The following is a 17,462-nucleotide window of genomic DNA, read 5'->3' on the forward strand; positions in this document are numbered from 1 at the left end:
GCCGGCAGCAATCTGTGGCCGATTCCCGTCTTATATGGAAAAGATCCTGATGATTCATCGTGATTCACGGATGCGTTCGGGACGCACGGCACTGCTCCTGGTCGATATGCAGACCGTTTGGATGCACCCCTGCGACAAGAACGATGCCGCGTATTTCACCACTCGCAACGCGACACTGGCGGTCCCGAACCAGCAGCGCCTGCTGCAAGGCGCGCGCAACGCCGGGCTGGACGTCCTGCATACGATCATCCGCAGCCTGCGTTCCGACGGTCGCGACCGGTCTCTCGACCACAAGCTGACGCCGATCCACATCGCACCGGACGATCCCGCCGGCGACATCATCCCGGAACTAACCCCCCGCCAGGACGAAATCGTTCTTCCAAAGACATCATCAGGCGTCTTCAATTCCACGAATATCGACTACATCCTGCGCAATCTCGGCACCGATCATCTCGTCATCGCGGGGCAACTGACCGACCAGTGCGTTGACATGGCGGTCCGCGACGCGGCCGATCGCGGCTATCGGGTCCTTCTCGCCGAAGATGCCTGCGCCACATACAGCCAGGATCGTCACGATGCCGCGTTGCGCGCATTTGGCGGGTACTGCGTCGTGACCAGTACATCGGACATCCTCGCCCGGATCGAGGAGATCGAAACCGATGTCTGAAACCCCGCAAGCCCCCTGGCAATCCGTGGATCCCACCGGACTGTTCGCCCTTCTGACCAACGATCTGGTCGGCATCACACGCGGGCGCTTCTTCCCCCTTCCCCTTCGCGAGCGCGCCGTTCTGAAAGGGTGCGGCTGGGTACCGGCCAATCTGGGGCTGACACCGTTCGACGAGATCGCCGCGGACAATCCCTGGGGATGCGTCGGAGACCTCCGGCTGCGCCCCGATCCCGACACGGCCTACCGGACGACCCGCCTGGGAGAGGGTGCGTTCGCGGGTATGCTGTGCGACATCACGACACTCGATCACCAGCCCTGGTACGGCTGCGGCCGGTCGTTCCTCCGGGCGGCCCTGAAGGATCTGGAAACCGAATTCGGCCTCTCCCTGTTCTGCGCCTTCGAATCGGAATTCCAGGTCACCGGCGCGACATGGGCCCACGCGCCGGCCTTCTCTCTCCAGGCCATGCGCCGCGCCGACGATTTCATGAGGCTTCTCGTGGATGCCCTGGCCGATGTGGGCGTCGATCCCGAAATCATCCTGCCTGAATACGGACAGGATCAGTACGAGGTCCCTTGCGCCCCCAGGGATGCCTTGCAGGCGGCCGACAAGGCCGTCCTGTTCCGGGAAGTCACGCGGGAGGCCGCACGCCTGTCGGGGCTGAGGGCCACCTTCACCCCCAAGATGACACCGCAGGGCGTCGGCAACGGCATGCACATCCATTTCTCCCTAAAAGACAGGAACGGCCGGTTCGTGACGTTCGATCCGCAGCACCCGGCCGGCGTTTCGGAACGCTGCGGCGCATTCGTCGCCGGGATCATGAGGCACATGCCCGCACTCATGGCCTTCTGCGCCCCCACGGCCATTTCCTACATGCGGCTGCAGGCCCATCACTGGAGCTCCGCCTATGCCAGCTTCGGCCTGCACAACCGCGAAGCGGCTCTGAGGATCTGCCCCGTCGCCGCCACCGACCCCGCCACGACGGCTAGGCTCTTCAATATCGAGTTCCGCCCGCCGGACGGCACAGCCAGCCCGTACTGGGCACTCGGCGCCCTGGTCCGCGCGGGGATCGAGGGGCTGCGCCACGGCCTGCCGACACCCGACCTGTGCCCTGGCGACCCGGACAGCATGGACGAAGCCACACGCCGACAAATGGGCATCCGGCGCCTGCCGGGCTCTCTGCGGGAGGCACTGGACGCCTTCATGGCCGATTCCATCGTACGAGGCTGGCTGGACAGCGCACTCGTCGAGGGCATCCGGTCCGCGAAACAATGCGAGATCGATAAAATACAGGACTGGACCGACGACGAGTCGTGCCGGCGCTACGCGACGATTTTCTGAAACAACCCTCCGGTACCCGCAACGAAAACTTCGACAAGAATAAGGAAGTATGCAATGGCCCATATTGTTTTGAAACAGAAATGGAAACGGAGTTCCTGTTTCCTTGGGCTGGCGATCGTCACCCTGGGCCTTTCCGCCGAGACTGCCTGGGCAGAGGATCTCTCGTCGGCGCCCAACGCCGTACCACGCCAGAAGGCGCCCGCCACGCCGGTGCGCGCCAATGGTGCCGGCGCCATGACGGCGAAGCCGAAGGCAGCCGCTCCGGGCGCCACGCCGGCGGAGGATATCAACGTCATGGGGCAGAGTCGGCAACGGCAACTGGTCCATGTCCCGCAATCCGTGTCGAGCTATTCGGGGGCGGAACTGAAACAGCTCAACGTCACGCAAATGACCGACCTGCTCGGCATGACGCCGGGCCTGTACATGACGACCAGCAGCCTCTCCCCCACACCGGAATCCCAGCAGCTGGTCATCCGCGGTGTTGGCACCAATGCCCAGCTCGAAGCCGCGACCGGCACCTATGTCGATGGCGTCTACCTGCCGGCGCTGAATTTCGATGTCGGCTTCATGGACCCGCTGCGCGTCGAGGTCTTCAAGGGACCACAGAACACGATGTTCGCCCGCAATGCCGAGGCAGGCGTCGTCAGCATCACGACCGCCGCCCCTTCGGATCAGGCCGTGCATCGGATCGAGGTCGGCTATGACAGCTTCAATACCGGCAAGGTCCAGGCCTATGTCAGCGGGCGGATCGCCCGCAACCTGTACGGCTCACTGATCGCCGATTACAGTTACTCGGATGGCTACATAAAGAATAACGGCACATCCAAGCAGCCGCTGGTCGATCCCTATTTCCCGGGCCAGGACCTCGTCAGCGAGTACGGCTCGCATGTCAGCCTCAATCGCTATACCGGCGTGGAACAGAAGGGCGGCTTCCGGGGGGTACTGCGCTACGCGCCACTCGAAAACCTGGATCTGCGACTGATCGGCGATTATCATCGCGACAATGGCAATCAGGCCGGCTCGGGCCCGCTCGATAGCTGCAAATGCTACACCCTCAACGGCGACCTGGCCTATCAGGCCGATAGCGAGAATTACGGCGCCGCCTTCGTCGCGTCCTATACCTTTCCCTTCATGAAGATCTCGTCGATCACCTCCTGGCGGGAAGCCTACTCGAACGTTCCGGTCGATTTCGTCGGCAATTCCGCCTTGCAGAACAATCTCCAGGCACTCTATTCCGAGCAGCAATCCAAGATGCAGGAACTCCGGCTGAGTTCGGTCGATTCCGGAAAATTCACCTGGAATGTCGGTTTTTCGGCTTACAAGGACCGTGAATACACTAACCGTTTCTACGTCCTCTCCGATCTGGACTCTCCCGATCACCAGGAGAACTCGCTGTATAGTGGCATATGGAATTCCCAGATCGTCTCCCTCCGCCGAACGGGTTACGCTGGCTATGGCGAGGTCGGCTACGCCATCACCCCACGCCTGCACGTCGACGCCGGCCTGCGCTATGTGTGGGAAGATATTGCGGCCAACGGACTGGAGCGGTACGTGATCCCCGCTAACAACGTCCTCAGCGCGCCGATTTCCAGCCTGGGCTCTTGGTCATCCTTCGACGCGGGCGTCAACAGCCAGCGCGCCTGGCACAAGGCCCTGCCGTCGGCAACGGTGCGCTATGACCTGGCGTCGAGCAGTTCCATCTATTTCCGCTACGCGCAGGGCTACAAATCCGGCAGCTACCAGAAGGCCCCGGTCGTGCCCTCCGACGTCAGCCCGGTCCTTCCCGAAAAGACGCAGACCTTCGAAATGGGCATCAAGTCTCAACTCACGAAGGCCATTCACATCGACCTCGCCGGGTTCGATACCGAGATCCACGACCAGCAGGTCCAGTCCACCGTTGTCCGCAACGGCATCACCTCAAACGCCATCACCAACGCGGGTGCAAGCCGGATCACCGGCTTCGAGGCCAATCTGAACTGGCACGTCACGCCCCGGTTCGAAATCAATGCCAACGCCGCCTACACACCGTCGAAATTCCTGAATTACGTGATCCACCCGGGCGTCGGTCTCGCCCCTGTCGTCCGGACCGGAAGCGCGCTGCCCAGCACGCCGGACTGGACCGCCGATATCCGAGGCGCCTACACCCTGCCGCTGGGCCGGGAGCGGTCGCTGATTTTCCAGGCCAATTTCCGATGGGTCAACAGCACCTACGTCGGCACCCACGCCACATCGGCCGATCCCATCCTGAATATCCCGTCCTGGAATCAGCTCGATCTCAAGGTCATGTATCGCGGAAAGCGCTGGTCCGCGTCTCTCTACGGCAACAACGTCCTCAATCGCTACATCATCCTTTCGAAATTCAATACCTTCTTCGCCCAGCCCGCCGGCAGCTACGTGCATGACGTGGTCGCCGCCCCCGCCAATGTCGGCTTCGACGTCACGGCCGATTTCTGATGACATCGGCGAAGGAAAAAAAACCGGCCACCGGCCTTCTCATGATCGCGGCATGCGCGGGCGTGGCAAATGCCAGTCTGCTGTGCGCCCCGGTGCTCGCAACCCAGCTCATGGCAGAGCTGGGCTACGACGCCCGGCGGGCAGGGCTTTTCTTCTCGCTGGAATTCGCGGGCTACTGCCTCGCGGGGCTGTTCGGGCGCAAGGCGCTGCCCCAGTTCGGCTGGCCCCTTCTCCTGCGCGCGGCCATTTTCACCGCCATTGCCGGCAACCTGTTCGCCCTGGCGAGCCTGCATCACCCCGATATCCTGCTGGCGGCGAGATTGCTGACCGCCACGGGCAACGCACTGATGGGCATCATGGCGATGAGCTACGCCAACATTCATCCGCGCGGGAGGCAGGCTTACGGCGTCTACATCATGGGCCAGTGCGTCGCCGGCACGTTCGGCCTAGTCTTTCTTCCTACCCTCTTCACGCATACAGGCATCGCAGCCTATTTCCTGCTGCTGCCATGCCTTCTCACGCTCCTCCTGTTCGGGGTCTCCCGCCTACCGCCCGGCCGAACGCTCCGCGAAGCCGCTGGCTCCAGCCACCCATCTCCGACATCGGGCCGGCACGTCATCATCCGCCGTCTTGCCGTGCTGCTGTTCTATGTCGGGCTCAGCGGAATCTGGACCTTCTCCGGACAACTCGCACTGGCGGCGGGGTTCAACGCACAGCACAGCGGATATATGCTGGGCCTGGCAGCCGCGTTCGGTATCCTGGGGTCGTCGGCAGCCATCTGGCTCGGCAAGGACGCCTATTCCGATCGCAGCCTGACGCTCACCGGTTATGGTTTGCTGACGGCGAGCCTGCTGTTGCTGCTATGGCCCTGGGTCCCCTCGTTCGTCGTGGGCACCTTGCTGTTCAAGTTTTCATGGACATTCGTCGTGCCGGTCCTGTTCGCCGTCGTCGGGCGACAGGACCGCTCGGGCGAAGTCGTCGCCGAAATCAACTTCATTGCCGGCCTGGGGCTCGCCGTCGCTCCCTGGGCGGGGGGCCAGCTCCTCTATTATGGCGGCCTGAGAAGCCTGACCGTAATTTCCATAGTCTTCGTCCTGATCTCCGCCTGGTGCGCGGCACGGCTTGCTTCGCAGGAGCAACGCTGAACCGATAAAGAACAGGATGGCACCGACTCGTCTGTAGTTTTCTGAGCATGATCCGGCCGGTTATCATCGCTGCCGGACCGAGGACTATGGCTTGACCGAACCGCACGCGGAGTGACACGGCGACAACCGTCACTCGTGACGATTCACTCACGTCCACGGTGCTGGCGATCACAATGGGTGATCGCGATCCGTGGAATACGCAGAGAATACGACGTCCCGCCAACGTGGGCAGTTGCACCAGGTTCTTCGACCGGGCGGGCCGGGACTGGGGCTCGAGCAACACGCCGAAGCGTGCCAGCATGAAGGCATCGACCCGATCGGTCTTTACGAGTTTCCCGGTGGCCTCGGCGGAGCGACGGGCCTGTCGCAGGTTGACCTTGGCGAAGGGAAGGCCAGTCTTCTCAAGGCGCCGCTCCAGATCCCGATGATAGGTGCCGATCGCCTCGAACTCGATCCGTGTCACGACCCGCTTGCCGAGCCAGCGTAACAGGGCGGTGTGGCCGCTGCGGGCGTTGAGGAAACGCCGCGTCTCACGTCTTCAGCCCGATACGAGCAGCCTGTCGTCAACGATCGTTATCTGGCACGCATACAGTTGAGCTATAAAGCCTGACGGCGACCGAGGTATCGAGGCTTCGGCAGTGACGAATGTCCCGAAGAACAAACTGGTGCCGGCCACTGAGACGACATTGAATGGAGAAGCCGGGGTCATTCGTCCCGGTTTTTTTATTCGATGGATATGACCGGCAATCGGTACCGGTAGCATGCCGTTCAGATCGTACTCAGCATAAGGCTGGTTTCAGAATTCAGGATACCGTCCGTCATGCGGACTTCGCGCAGAACGCGGTCAAAATTCCCCAGCGTATCGGTGCGGATTTCGGCAATGAGATCCCATGATCCATTTGTCGTATGCAGGGCGCAGAGTTCAGGAATGGCCCGCAAGGATCGTATGACCGAAGTCGTGGATTTTCCGGCCACTTCGATCAGCATGATCGCTCGGATTTCGTCATGATGTTCGCGCGCGCGAACGGTAAATCCCAGAATGGTGCCATTTTCGACCAGGCGATCCAGACGCGACTGGACAGTTGCACGCGATACACCCGTTATGCTGGCCAGTTTCGCAACCGGAGCGCGTCCATCCTCACGCAGGAGTGAAATGAGCTTCCGATCGAGAGCATCATAAATGTACATACGTCAATATTATCGGAATCGCTTATCCATATGAAAGAATATTCGACCTGAGACTGACAGATTGACAATTCAAACTGACCGATCGTGCAGGCACCATCCTGATCTCTGATCGGGAGGAAGAAAATATCATGGTTCAGTATGTCGGCGTTGAGAATCTTACCGCACTAATCCGCTCCGTCGGTATCGAGACGTTCCTGAGCGAACTTGCCGGATATATTGAGGACGATTTTCGCCGTTGGCCGGCGTTTGACAAGGTGCCGCGCGTGGCCAGTCATAGCAGCGAAGGCGTTATCGAACTGATGCCCACAGCCGATGACATGTTGTATGGGTTTAAATATGTCAATGGCCATCCGAGTAACATCCATAAGGGGCTTCAGACCGTTACGGCGTTCGGTGTCCTGTCCGACGTCCGTTCCGGCTATCCTCTTCTACTCTCTGAAATGACCCTGCTGACCGCCCTGCGAACGGCGGCAACCTCCGCTGTCGCGGCACGTTATCTGGCGCGTCCCGACAGCAGGGTTATGGCGATCATTGGACTTGGCGCGCAATCGGAATTTCAGGCGACAGCGTTCAAGGCCCTTCTCGGCATCACGCATTTGCGCGTTTATGACTTGGCCCCGGCAGCCACCCTAAAATTTTGCCGGAACATGCGAGACAGCGGTCTGGACGTCATAGTGGCCGAGAGCAGCCAGTATGCGGTGCTGGGGGCCGACATCATCACGACCATTACTGCCGACAAACTCAAGGCCACGATCCTGTCCGACAACATGATCGGCGCTGGTGTTCATATCAATGCCGTCGGTGGAGACTGCCCTGGCAAGACCGAGTTGCAGGCCGAAATCCTGCTCCGTGGCCGCGTTTTTGTCGAACTTCCCGAGCAGACGCGCATTGAGGGCGAAATCCAGCAGATGGCGGAAGACTTCCCGGTGACGGAACTCTGGCAGGTCGTCGCCGGCGAAGATCCGGGCCGCCGCTCGGCGTGTGAGGTCACCATTTTTGATTCCGTCGGATTCGCCACAGAGGATTTCTCCGCACTTCGATATTTGCGGGATAAGGTGCAGGATACGAACTTTCATACGGAGATCGACCTGCTGGCCGAATTGCCGGACCCAAGGAATCTTTTCGGTCTTCTGAAAGCATAATTTCTCACGGACCGGCAGATGAGAATATTCCAGAATCCGGTCGATTGAGTGCCCTCGATCTGGGACGAAAGGACCGCTTCCTTGCGCACATACATATTGCGCACATACATATAGAGAAACAGTTCTTGGCGCGGCAGCAGCATTATGATGCCGTCCAGACGCCCCAAGGCGTGTTCCGCCAGACTCAGCCGTTCCAGAAGGCCCAGCACGTCGATCGACGGCTCGGGGGGCAGCGGCGGTGGCACAAAGGCGCGCACTATCTCGCCCGCAACAGGCGTTCCGACGAAGCAGCCCAGCCGGGGATTGCGCATAAGTTCGACCATGAGCCGAATGTGGCGCCCCTCCGTTATTTAAACAATAGCCCTTTGGCTTAAATAGGAAACAAGCCAAGGTAAATGCGCTTAAATTAAGGGGCGATCGCACCAAGGGCCGGTACACGCAGTGCGTTGCCTCGATTATTGACCTGCCGATCGATGCTGGCATTCGGCTGTTCCATTGGCCGCAGGTCATCCATGGTTCGGCCATTCCAGGCCGGTCCACCGTAGCGGTTCCTCGTTTTCCAAGGCCAAAACCGTGGCCTCCGGTAGGAAACAGGTGACGCACGACCTCCACAATGCCCCGACATCCGATCCAACGGCCCTCTCTAGCCCGCCCGCGATCTATGATCCCATTCGATCACGTTATGGCGTGCTGACGCCATATATGGAGGGGTCATGATTGACTATAATCAATAATCCTCGTTAGCGTCCGATTGTCGGTGCCCTCCCGATCGGGCGGCGCCGTCTCAACGCTGTGGGAACCATGCGCAGACATGGGCCACGAGGAGACAACATCGTGAAGAAGCATTCGGCGGTGATCGCGGCGCTGGCGGCGGCGGGGATATCCTGCGCGGCCCCGGCACATGGCCGTGCGGAAACATTCCAGATCGGCTTCGTGCCCAAGGTGATCGGCATTCCCTATTTCAGCGCCATGCAGCAGGGATTCCTCAAGGGGGGCCGCGCGTTCGACGCCAGGATCGTCTATCAGGGGCCGACGACATCGTCGGTCGCGGCGCAGGCGCAGATCGTCCAGAGCCTGATCAACCGCAAGCTGGACGCCGTGGCCGTCGCCGCCAACAGCCCGACCGCCCTTCAGGCCCAGGCCAACCACGCCCGGGAACGCGGCGTCACCTTCGCCTCGACCGACAGCCAGGTGGACGGCGACGCCGTGTCGCTGCGGGTCATGCAGGCCACGGACGAAGCCATCGCCCACACCCTGGTCGACCAGCTCGCCGCGCAGATCGAGGGTGGAGGACAGATTGCGTTCGTGTCCGGAGGGCCGATCGCGACCAACCTGAATCTATGGATTTCCCTGATGAAATCCTACCTGGCTGCCAAATATCCCAAGCTCGAGCTGGTCAGCGTCCAGTATGCCGGCGAGGATATCAGCAAGGCGACCGAGATCACGTCACAGATCCTGTCGGCCTATCCGGGGCTGAAAGGGATCATCGGCGTCAACACCACCGCGACGCCGGGCGCGGCGCAGGCGGTGCTGCAGGCCGGCCTCTCCGGAAAAGTCGCCGTGACCGGCATCGACGACCCGAACACGATCCGGACCTACGTGCTGAACGGCACCGTCAAGAGTGCGGTCCTGTGGAATCCGGTCGATCTCGGATACCTGACGGTCTGGGGCCTGACGCAGCTTCTGCAGCACAAGGCGCTGCATCCGCAGAACGCCGTGCCCGGGCTGGGCACCATCGCGTATGACGCGACGACGAAGACGCTGCTGCTGGGCCAGCCGATGATCTTCACCAAAGAGAACATTTCCCTGGATTTCTGAGGTGCGTCATGAACCGTCTCGAACTGAGAGGGATCGTGAAATCCTTTGGCGGCGTCAGGGCCCTGAAGGGCGTGGACGCCGTGATCGCGGCCGGGCGGACCCTGGTGCTGCTGGGCGAGAACGGGGCCGGCAAATCGACGCTGATCAAGACGTTGACCGGCGCGGTCCGCCCCGAGGAAGGCGAGATCCTGATCGACGGCACCCCGGTCGTGCTGCGGGACCCGATGCATGCGCGAGCGCTCGGCATCACCGCCGTCTACCAGGAGCCGATGATCTTCCCGCATCTGAGCGTGCTGGAAAACGTCTTCGCCGGCTGCGAAATCACCGATCGCTTCGGCCGGGTGCGGACCGAGGCCATGCTCGGGGCGGTCCGGCCGTGGCTGTCCTCGCTCGATCTCGCGGAATCGCTGCTGCATCGGCCCATGGCGGATCTCGGGCTCGGGCACCAGCAACTGGTTCTGATCGCGCAGGCGCTGGTGCAGGACGCCCGCGTCATCGTCTTCGACGAACCGACGGCGATCCTGTCGCGCGCCGAAACCGACAGGCTGGTCGGCATCATCAATCGCCTCCGCGATGACGGGCGCGCCATCGTATACATCACGCATCGGCTGGAGGAGGTGCCGCGCCTGGGCGACCATGTCACCGTGCTGACGGATGGGCGCGTGACCGGGGACTATGCCGCCTCCGACGTGACCGAAGACCTGCTGCTGCGCCTGATGATGGGCCGGCGCCACGATACCCGGCAGGACGACGGCACCCGGCAGGACGGCGGCGAAGCGGCACGGCCGCCCGCAGCGGCGGCATCGTCCACGCCGCCGGTCCTGTCCATCCGGGGCCTCAGCCATCCCCGTCATTTCCACGACGTCGACTGGGACGTGGCGGCCGGACGCATCACCGGCATCTACGGGCTGGTCGGCGCCGGACGGTCGGAGGTCGCGATGACGGTATTCGGCGCGCTGCGGGCCGCCGGCGGCCGGATTGTGCTGGACGGGCGCGAGATCAGCCCCCGCTCCCCGGCGGAGGCGATGGCGCTGGGCATCGGATACCTGCCGGAAGACCGCAAGAAGCAGGGCATCTTCGCCCCGATGGGCCTGGAGAGCAACCTGACCTGCACCGGCCTCGCCCGCTTGTCGCATGGCGGCTGGCTGCTGGATTTCCCCGCCCTGCTGGCCGAGACACGAGCCGTCATGCGCCGTTTCGCGATCAAGGCCGGCACGCCGGAGACCGCGATCGGGACGCTGTCGGGCGGCAACCAGCAGAAGGGACTGTTCGCGCGCTGGGCCGGGCAGGCGCTGCGCGTGCTGATCCTGGACGAGCCCACGCGCGGCATCGACCTGGCGACCAAGGCGGAAATCCACGGCTTCATCCGCCAGCTCGCCGAGGCGGGAACGGCGATCGTGGTGATTACCTCAGACCTCGCGGAACTGATGGCGGTCAGCCAGGACGTGATCGTGATGCGCCAGGGGCGCGTGGTCGATCGCGTCCAGGGGGCCGCGCTGACCGCCGAGCGGGTTCTGGCCTCGGCGATCGGCGCCGCGACGACCGGTCACGAACATACGGGCCGGGAGCGTGCGGCATGAAAACTCCCGCCCTGAATATCGGACGGGCCGCGCCCGCCCTGCACCGCCCCGCGCGCGTCCCGATCGCCTGGCGCGCGCTGCTGGCGCGGCGCGAAACCGCGTTGCTGGGCGTCATCGTGCTGGTGGTGGCGGCCGTCAGCCTCGGCGCGCATGCCGGGTTCTGGACCCGCGTCAACCTGGACGGGCTGATGGTCACCAGCGCCATCACCGCCGTGCCGGCCGCGGGCATGACGCTGGTGATCCTGACCGGCGGAATCGACGCCTCCGTCGGCTCCATGCTCGGGCTGGTCTCGGCGATCGGCGGATTGCTGTTCGTCGCGGGGTGGCCCGTCGCGGTGGTCGTGCCGGTCTTCGTGCTGGCAGGCGCGGTGCTGGGCTGGATCAACGGCCTGATCATCCTGTGCGGCCGCGTGCCGCCGATCGTCTGCACGCTGGGCACGCTCAGCATCTTTCGCATGGGCGTGTTCCTGATCATGGGCAGCGCGTGGATCACGGCGCTGCCGCCGGGGCTGACGCGATTTTTCGTGGCCGACCATCTCGGTCCGCTGCCGGGCGCCGCCGTCATCGCGCTGGCCGTCATGGCGGTGCTGGCGGCCTTCCTGCGGGTGCATCGCACAGGCCGCCGGCTGTTCGCGATCGGCAATAACGAGGAAGCCGCCCGCCTGGTCGGCATTCCCGTGCGGCGGCTGCGCTGGGCGACCTACGCGCTGCTGGGCGCCTGCGTGGGGCTGGGCGCGCTGATGCGGCTCGGGCAGTCCCCCATCGTCCAGACCACGACCGGCGGCGGCTTCGAACTGGGCGTCATCGCGGCGGTGGTGCTGGGCGGCACCGAACTGTCCGGCGGACGCGGCGGCATGGTCGGGACGTTCCTGGGCACGCTGGTCGTGGGCCTGATCGGCGACGCCATCGTGCTGATGCACATCCAGCCATTCTGGAGCGGCGTCGTGCTCGGCGTCGTCATTCTCGCGTCCGTGGGCGTCAACGAGGGCCGCCGCGCCCGGCAGGTGGTGTCATGAGCGGCTTCCGTTCCGGCCGGGTCCTCATCCTGGGTCTCTTCGCGCTCCTGGTGCTGGGCGGTTTCGCCGCCGGCAACCCGACCATCCTGTCGGCCGACAATCTGTCGAGCATGGCGGTGTTCGCGGTCGAGCTCGGCATCATCGCCTTCGGGCAGGGGCTGGTGATTGCGGGGGGCGACGGCGCCATCGACCTCAGCGTCGGCGCCATGTCCGCACTGGCGCAGATCCTGGCCGCCCTGTTCATCATGCGCGGCCTGCCCTGGCCGGCGGGCGTCTGTGCCGGGGTCCTGGCGGGCGCCGCGATGGGGGGATGCAATGCCGCCGCGATCACGCGGTTCCGGATCCCGCCCATCATCGCGACGCTGGGCACGATGTTCGCGTTCACGGGCCTGGCGCTGATCGCATCGGGGGGCAACACCATCGACCTGACCGCCGCCCCCGCCCGCTTCCTGGCCATGGGACAGGGCAGCGTGCTGGGCGTGCCGTTCCAGATCCTGTGCCTCTACCTGCCGCTGCTCGGCCTCCTGGTGCTGATCCAGCATCGCAGCCGGTTCGGCCGCGCACTGTACCTGAACGGCACGAACGCCACCGCGGCGTGGCTGGCCGGCATACACGTCAACAGGCTGCGGGCGACGACCTATGTGCTGTCGGGCGCGCTGTCCGGACTGGCCGGGGTGATCGCGGCGGCGCGGCTGGGCACGGCGACGCCCGACGGCGTGCCGGAAGCGAACCTGATCAGCATCGCGATCGTGGTGCTGGGGGGTGCCAGCATCTTCGGCGGCGACGGCTCGCCCGTCGGGACCGCGATCGCCACCCTCGCCATCGCAGTGGTCAATTACGGCCTGAACTACAACGATTTCAACCCGACCCTGCAGGCCGGCATGATGGGCCTGATCCTCGTGCTGGTCGTGTTGGTCGAAAACCTCGTGCGCGGGCGCCTGCCACGCCTGATCGCCGCCGCGCGCAGCAGAAGGAAGATAGCATGAAGACCATTGCAAACAGGATCGGCATCCACGGCTCGGTCTGGTCCGGCCGCTGGGACACCGACGACGGCGTGCGCGCCATGCATGAAACGGCGGCGGCCGGATACGATTTCCTGGAACTGCCTCTGTCCAGCCCGGACGGGATCGCCGTTGCCGCCCTGCGCCGCGCGGCGCAGGCGGCGGGGATCGGCCTGACGGCATCGCTGGGGCTGTCGGCCGACACCGACATCTCGTCCGACGACCCGCAGGTAGTAAAGCGGGGTGCGGCGCTGCTGGATCACGCCGTGTCGGTCCTGCGCGACCTGGGCGGCACCGACCTGGCGGGGGTCATCTTCTCGGCCATGCGCAAATATGACCGGCCCGCCACCGAACGCGGCATCGCGCATTCGGCCGAGGTGCTGCGCGCCCTGGCCGAACGCGCGGCCCAGGCCGGCATCCGGCTGCATCTGGAGGTCGTCAACCGCTATGAAAGCAACCTCATCAATACCGGCGCGCAGGCGGTCGCCTTCATCGACAAGGTCGGACGGCCGGAGATCGGCGTGCATCTCGACACCTATCACATGAATATCGAGGAAGGCATCCCCTCGAACGCGATCGAGAAATGCGCTGACAGGATCGGCTATTTCCACGTGGGCGAAAGCCATCGCGGCTATCTGGGGACCGGGACCGTCGCATGGGGCCCGGTCTTCCGTTCCCTGCGGCGCATTGCCTATACCGGGCCGATCGCCTTCGAATCGTTCTCCGCGGCCGTCGTGGACCCGCATCTGTCCCACACGCTGGGCGTCTGGCGAAACCTGTGGGAAGACGGCGCGGACCTGGCCCGCCATGCGCGCGCCTTCATCGCCGCGCAGATGGTGGCGGCGGAACATGCCGAGGGCGCGGCCTGACATGCGGGATGCCGCCCACGCTACCAGGCCAGGGCCGGCAGGATATAGTCCGGCCGCGCCGCATGGCGGGCGAACGCCGCTTCAAGCTGCTGCGGGGTGGCGTCGGCCAGGATGCCCGTCCTGACCAGCGCGCTGCGGGCACCGAACCCCAGCGCGCCCGCAATGTCATGTTCCACGCTGTCGCCGACGCACAGCACGCGCTCGGGCGGCACACCGCAGAGCCGGGCGGCATGGGCGTAGATGGCCCGGTGGGGCTTGCCGATCCAGGTCACCATGCCGCCTTCCTCCTCGTACAGTTCCGCGATGCGGCCCGCGCCGAACGCCGTCCCGCCGGGCACCAGCATCCGCCGGTCCGGATTGGTGCAGACCGCGCGGACGCCGCGTCGGGCCAGGGGGGCCAGCATCGCGCGGTACTGCTCCTCGGTCCGCATGCCGCCCTGGCTTCCCGCGATCACGACCAGGTCCGCCCGCGCGGGCGTCGCATCCACCACCAGGCCCAGCGCGTCGCAGAAATGCGTGTCCTGTCCGCCGCTGTCGATCAGCAGGCAGCGCATCCCCGCCTGCACCGGGATATCGCCCGAGCGCGCCAGCGCCAGCGCCGTGTCGCCGGAGGTCACGATCGTCTCGTACAGGCCGGGGTCAAACCCCAGCCGCGCCAGCCGTTCCGCATTATAGGAACCGGGCCGCCCCGAATTGCTCAGCAGCAACACACGCTGGCCCGCCTCGCGCAGGCAGGCCAGCGTGCGGCGTACACCCGGATAGGGCGCCGCGCCATCATGCAGGACGCCATATTGGTCGACGAACAGCGCGTCATATTCGCCGACCAGGGCCGCGATCCCGGTCAGCGCGCGCACGCTCATGCCGCCTGATCCGGCAGGCGGGCGGCCGCGCCGCCGTACAGGCCGAGAAACGCCGCGCCCACGCACGCGTCCTCGGACCGGCTGGGCAGGAACGGCACGCCGATCCGCGCCTGGCGCAAGGCGGTCCAGCCCGCGTTCGCCGCACCGCCGCCGACCGTGCGGACCGAACGGAGCGCCGTCGCCCCCAATTGCTCCAGCCGCGCGTATCCCGTCGCCTCGATCATCGCCATGCCCTCCAGCACGCCCTGGAAGAAGACCCCGTCATCGGCCGGGCGCGGCTCCAGCCGCGGCTGGAACGCCGGGTCGCTGACCGGAAAGCGTTCTCCCGCGCGCAGCAGCGGATAATAGTCCAGTCCGGTCGGCATGTCGGGGCGAAGCCCCGCCGTCAGGGCAGCCAGCCGGTCGACGCCGAACAGGCCCAGCAGGACCGCCCCCCCGCTGTTGGACGCCCCGCCCACCAGATAGCGGCCGCCGATCCGGTGGCTGTAAATCCCATAGGGCGGAGCGTCGATTCTCACATCCGACAGCAGCTTGACGACCAGGGTGGAACCCAGCGCCGTCACCGCGTCCCCTGCCCGGTCCGCCCCCGTCGCCAGGAACGATGCGCACCCGTCGGTGGTGCCCGCATGAACGACCGCGCCGGGCGGCAGGCCGGCCGCCAGCCCTTCGGCCCCCACCGGCCCCAGCGCCGCGCCGGGCAGATGAATGGCCGGCAGCAGCGCCGGCGCCAATCCGGCCTCGGCCACCCAGTCCGGCCAGGCCAGCGTATCCGGGTCCCCGCCGGTCTTGAGCGCGTTGTTGGCGTCGGTCGCATCGAAACGCCCGCGCAGGCGGCCGGCGATCCAGTCGGCCTGATGCAGGATGGCGCGCACGCCGGGACGGCGCGCCAATTCCACGGCGCGCGCCAGCGGCGAGCCCACGCCGCGCGCCGCGCTGCCGGGCGGCGCGATCGCCGCGATCCGCGCCGGCACGGCGTCATCGGCGGCCCGCGCGTGATACATCGACGCGGGCCCGATCGCGGCCCCGGCGGCATCGATGGCGACCAGCGTGCCGGACGTGCCGTCCAGGGTGACGGACCGTACGTCGCCCAACGACAGCCGGGCCTGGAGCGCGTCCAGCGTATGCGCCAGCGCCCGCCACCAGACGGACGGCGCGTCCGCCGCGCCCAGCCCCGCGAAACGCGTGCCCGTCACGGCCAGCACGTTCCCCGCTCCGTCCAGCACCGCCGCGCGTACGCCCGACGTGCCCAGGTCGATCCCCAATGCGACCGCTGCTGCGTCAGGCATTCCGGATGCTCCCGTTCAGGACCTGCCGATAGGTCTCCGCCTCCCAATGCGTCAGGGCATGGATCTCCGCGCCGCCCAGGCGGCGGATCGGGTCGCCGGGGGACAGGCGCGACGCCACGTCGGCCAGGCACCGCGCCATCGCATCCATGCCCGCCGTCCAGCCGTCGCGCCGCAGCAGCACCCCCCGGCCAGGCATCACCTGCATCGGCGCGGCGCCAGACAAGGAGGCGGACCCGGCGGCGGCCGGGGGCCGGCCGGCATCCAGCAGGTCGATCCGATCCCCCAGGAAGATCACATGGTCCGGATAGAGCGGCGCTCCGTGCGCCACCGCCAGCGTGGCGGGGTCGAGGGCGATGGCATGGACGGCCGGATCGTCCGGCAGGCGATAGGCCGAGCCCTCCGCCAGGGCGGCCAGGGCCGGAAGGTCGGCCGCCGGGGCCACGCGCGGCTCCACGGCCAGGGCGGCGATCACCCGCTCCAGCAGCGCCCCCGCCGCCGCGACCGTGTCGGCGGACACGATCAGCCCGTGATTGGCCAGCACATGGACATTCGCCCGTTCGCCGAACGGGCGCGCCGCGACGATCGCGCGGGCCAGGGGCACGCCCGGCCGGGCATAGGGCACCAATGTCCACTGCACGCCGGGCAGGCGGTCCAGCCGCGCCGCCAGCCGGTCATGCGCATCGGTACGCACGGCATGAGCGATTGTTTCCACGCAATGCAGATGAATGACGACGCGCCACGGAATCACGGCATGGACCGCCGTTTCGATGGACGGCCGCAACGCGGCCGGCGCACCCGTCGGCGGCACGTCCCCCGCCCCGCCGATGAAGAAGCTGACCGCCGTTTCGGCCTCCTTCCGGCCTTGCCGGTAGGCCTCCAGCAGAGGCGCCAGCGCGATCGGCACCAGGATCGGCCGGTCCAGCGCATGGGCGAGCCATGTGCCGGACGCCTTGATCCACAGCGTTCCGTCCTCCTTGATCGAGATATTCCCCCCCGCCCCCTGGGTGCGCCTGGGATCCGCGCCAAGGCGCGCGGACAGCCCACGCAGCGCGTCGATCTCCTCAGCCGGTCGAACATGCGACAACATGCAGGCATTC

General features: G+C 65.6%; 15 protein-coding genes and 1 pseudogene. 10 read left to right on the forward strand and 6 right to left on the reverse strand.

The annotated features are described in order from the left end of the window. The first annotated feature begins 34 nt into the window (after nucleotides 1-34). From AAC691_RS07345 to AAC691_RS07360, 4 genes are read left to right on the forward strand one after another with little or no spacing between them, the layout of a single operon-like run. A complete protein-coding gene (locus tag AAC691_RS07345) occupies nucleotides 35-667 on the forward strand; it encodes an isochorismatase family cysteine hydrolase (RefSeq protein ID WP_342629531.1) in 633 nt (210 codons plus the stop codon). Further along, a complete protein-coding gene (locus AAC691_RS07350) occupies nucleotides 660-2,006 on the forward strand; it encodes a glutamine synthetase family protein (RefSeq protein ID WP_342629532.1) in 1,347 nt (448 codons plus the stop codon). The genes AAC691_RS07345 and AAC691_RS07350 overlap by 8 nt, the downstream gene beginning before the upstream one ends. A 54-nt stretch (nucleotides 2,007-2,060) precedes the next feature. Next, nucleotides 2,061-4,460 (forward strand): TonB-dependent receptor domain-containing protein, encoded by a 2,400-nt coding sequence (locus AAC691_RS07355; RefSeq protein WP_342629533.1) that lies wholly within the window; start codon nucleotides 2,061-2,063, stop codon nucleotides 4,458-4,460. After that, nucleotides 4,460-5,605, forward strand: a complete 1,146-nt coding sequence (locus AAC691_RS07360; RefSeq protein ID WP_342629534.1) for an MFS transporter — start codon at nucleotides 4,460-4,462, stop codon at nucleotides 5,603-5,605. Before AAC691_RS07355 ends, AAC691_RS07360 begins: the two co-directional genes overlap by 1 nt. 268 nt (nucleotides 5,606-5,873) lie before the next feature. Here AAC691_RS07360 and AAC691_RS07365 read toward each other — a convergent pair. Beyond that, a pseudogene (locus AAC691_RS07365) lies at nucleotides 5,874-6,095 on the reverse strand (transposase); the annotation flags it as partial. Nucleotides 6,096-6,373: 278 nt separating this feature from the next. Further along, a complete protein-coding gene (locus AAC691_RS07370) occupies nucleotides 6,374-6,793 on the reverse strand; it encodes an Lrp/AsnC family transcriptional regulator (protein WP_342629535.1) in 420 nt (139 codons plus the stop codon). 128 nt (nucleotides 6,794-6,921) lie between these two features. Here AAC691_RS07370 and AAC691_RS07375 point away from each other — a divergent pair, with 128 nt between their 5' ends. Beyond that, entirely contained in the window at nucleotides 6,922-7,935 is a 1,014-nt protein-coding gene (locus AAC691_RS07375; protein WP_342629536.1) for an ornithine cyclodeaminase, read from the forward strand. Here the strand turns inward: AAC691_RS07375 and AAC691_RS07380 are convergent. Then, nucleotides 7,866-8,258, reverse strand: coding sequence for a Fic/DOC family N-terminal domain-containing protein (locus AAC691_RS07380; protein ID WP_342629537.1), 393 nt, complete (start codon nucleotides 8,256-8,258; stop codon nucleotides 7,866-7,868). The genes AAC691_RS07375 and AAC691_RS07380 overlap by 70 nt on opposite strands. 511 nt (nucleotides 8,259-8,769) lie before the next feature. Here AAC691_RS07380 and AAC691_RS07385 point away from each other — a divergent pair. The 5 genes from AAC691_RS07385 to AAC691_RS07405 are packed head-to-tail and all read left to right on the forward strand — an operon-like array spanning nucleotide 8,770 to nucleotide 14,219. Beyond that, entirely contained in the window at nucleotides 8,770-9,753 is a 984-nt protein-coding gene (locus AAC691_RS07385; protein ID WP_342629538.1) for an autoinducer 2 ABC transporter substrate-binding protein, read from the forward strand. Between the two features lie 8 nt (nucleotides 9,754-9,761). Further along, complete coding sequence (locus tag AAC691_RS07390; protein WP_342629539.1) at nucleotides 9,762-11,333, forward strand: sugar ABC transporter ATP-binding protein; 1,572 nt, start codon at nucleotides 9,762-9,764, stop codon at nucleotides 11,331-11,333. Then, nucleotides 11,330-12,349: an ABC transporter permease gene (locus AAC691_RS07395; protein WP_342629540.1), complete on the forward strand. Its 1,020-nt coding sequence runs from the start codon at nucleotides 11,330-11,332 to the stop codon at nucleotides 12,347-12,349. The genes AAC691_RS07390 and AAC691_RS07395 overlap by 4 nt, the downstream gene beginning before the upstream one ends. After that, entirely contained in the window at nucleotides 12,346-13,335 is a 990-nt protein-coding gene (locus AAC691_RS07400; RefSeq protein WP_342629541.1) for an ABC transporter permease, read from the forward strand. Before AAC691_RS07395 ends, AAC691_RS07400 begins: the two co-directional genes overlap by 4 nt. After that, nucleotides 13,332-14,219, forward strand: a complete 888-nt coding sequence (locus AAC691_RS07405; protein ID WP_342629542.1) for a sugar phosphate isomerase/epimerase family protein — start codon at nucleotides 13,332-13,334, stop codon at nucleotides 14,217-14,219. The genes AAC691_RS07400 and AAC691_RS07405 overlap by 4 nt, the downstream gene beginning before the upstream one ends. Nucleotides 14,220-14,239: 20 nt before the next feature. Here AAC691_RS07405 and AAC691_RS07410 read toward each other — a convergent pair whose 3' ends face one another. Genes AAC691_RS07410 through AAC691_RS07420 form a run of 3 tightly spaced genes read right to left on the reverse strand, consistent with a single transcriptional unit; the run spans nucleotide 14,240 to nucleotide 17,452 of the window. Continuing rightward, nucleotides 14,240-15,079, reverse strand: a complete 840-nt coding sequence (locus tag AAC691_RS07410; protein WP_342629543.1) for a TIGR01459 family HAD-type hydrolase — start codon at nucleotides 15,077-15,079, stop codon at nucleotides 14,240-14,242. Next, a complete protein-coding gene (locus AAC691_RS07415; RefSeq protein WP_342629544.1) occupies nucleotides 15,076-16,365 on the reverse strand; it encodes an FGGY-family carbohydrate kinase in 1,290 nt (429 codons plus the stop codon). Before AAC691_RS07415 ends, AAC691_RS07410 begins: the two co-directional genes overlap by 4 nt. Beyond that, the gene (locus tag AAC691_RS07420) at nucleotides 16,358-17,452 is read right to left on the reverse strand and encodes a class II aldolase/adducin family protein (RefSeq protein WP_342629545.1); all 1,095 of its coding nucleotides are present in this window, start codon (nucleotides 17,450-17,452) and stop codon (nucleotides 16,358-16,360) included. The genes AAC691_RS07415 and AAC691_RS07420 overlap by 8 nt, the downstream gene beginning before the upstream one ends. Between the last annotated feature and the right edge of the window lie 10 nt (nucleotides 17,453-17,462).

The sequence above is a fragment of the Nguyenibacter vanlangensis genome (assembly GCF_038719015.1).
Classification (GTDB): domain Bacteria; phylum Pseudomonadota; class Alphaproteobacteria; order Acetobacterales; family Acetobacteraceae; genus Gluconacetobacter; species Gluconacetobacter vanlangensis.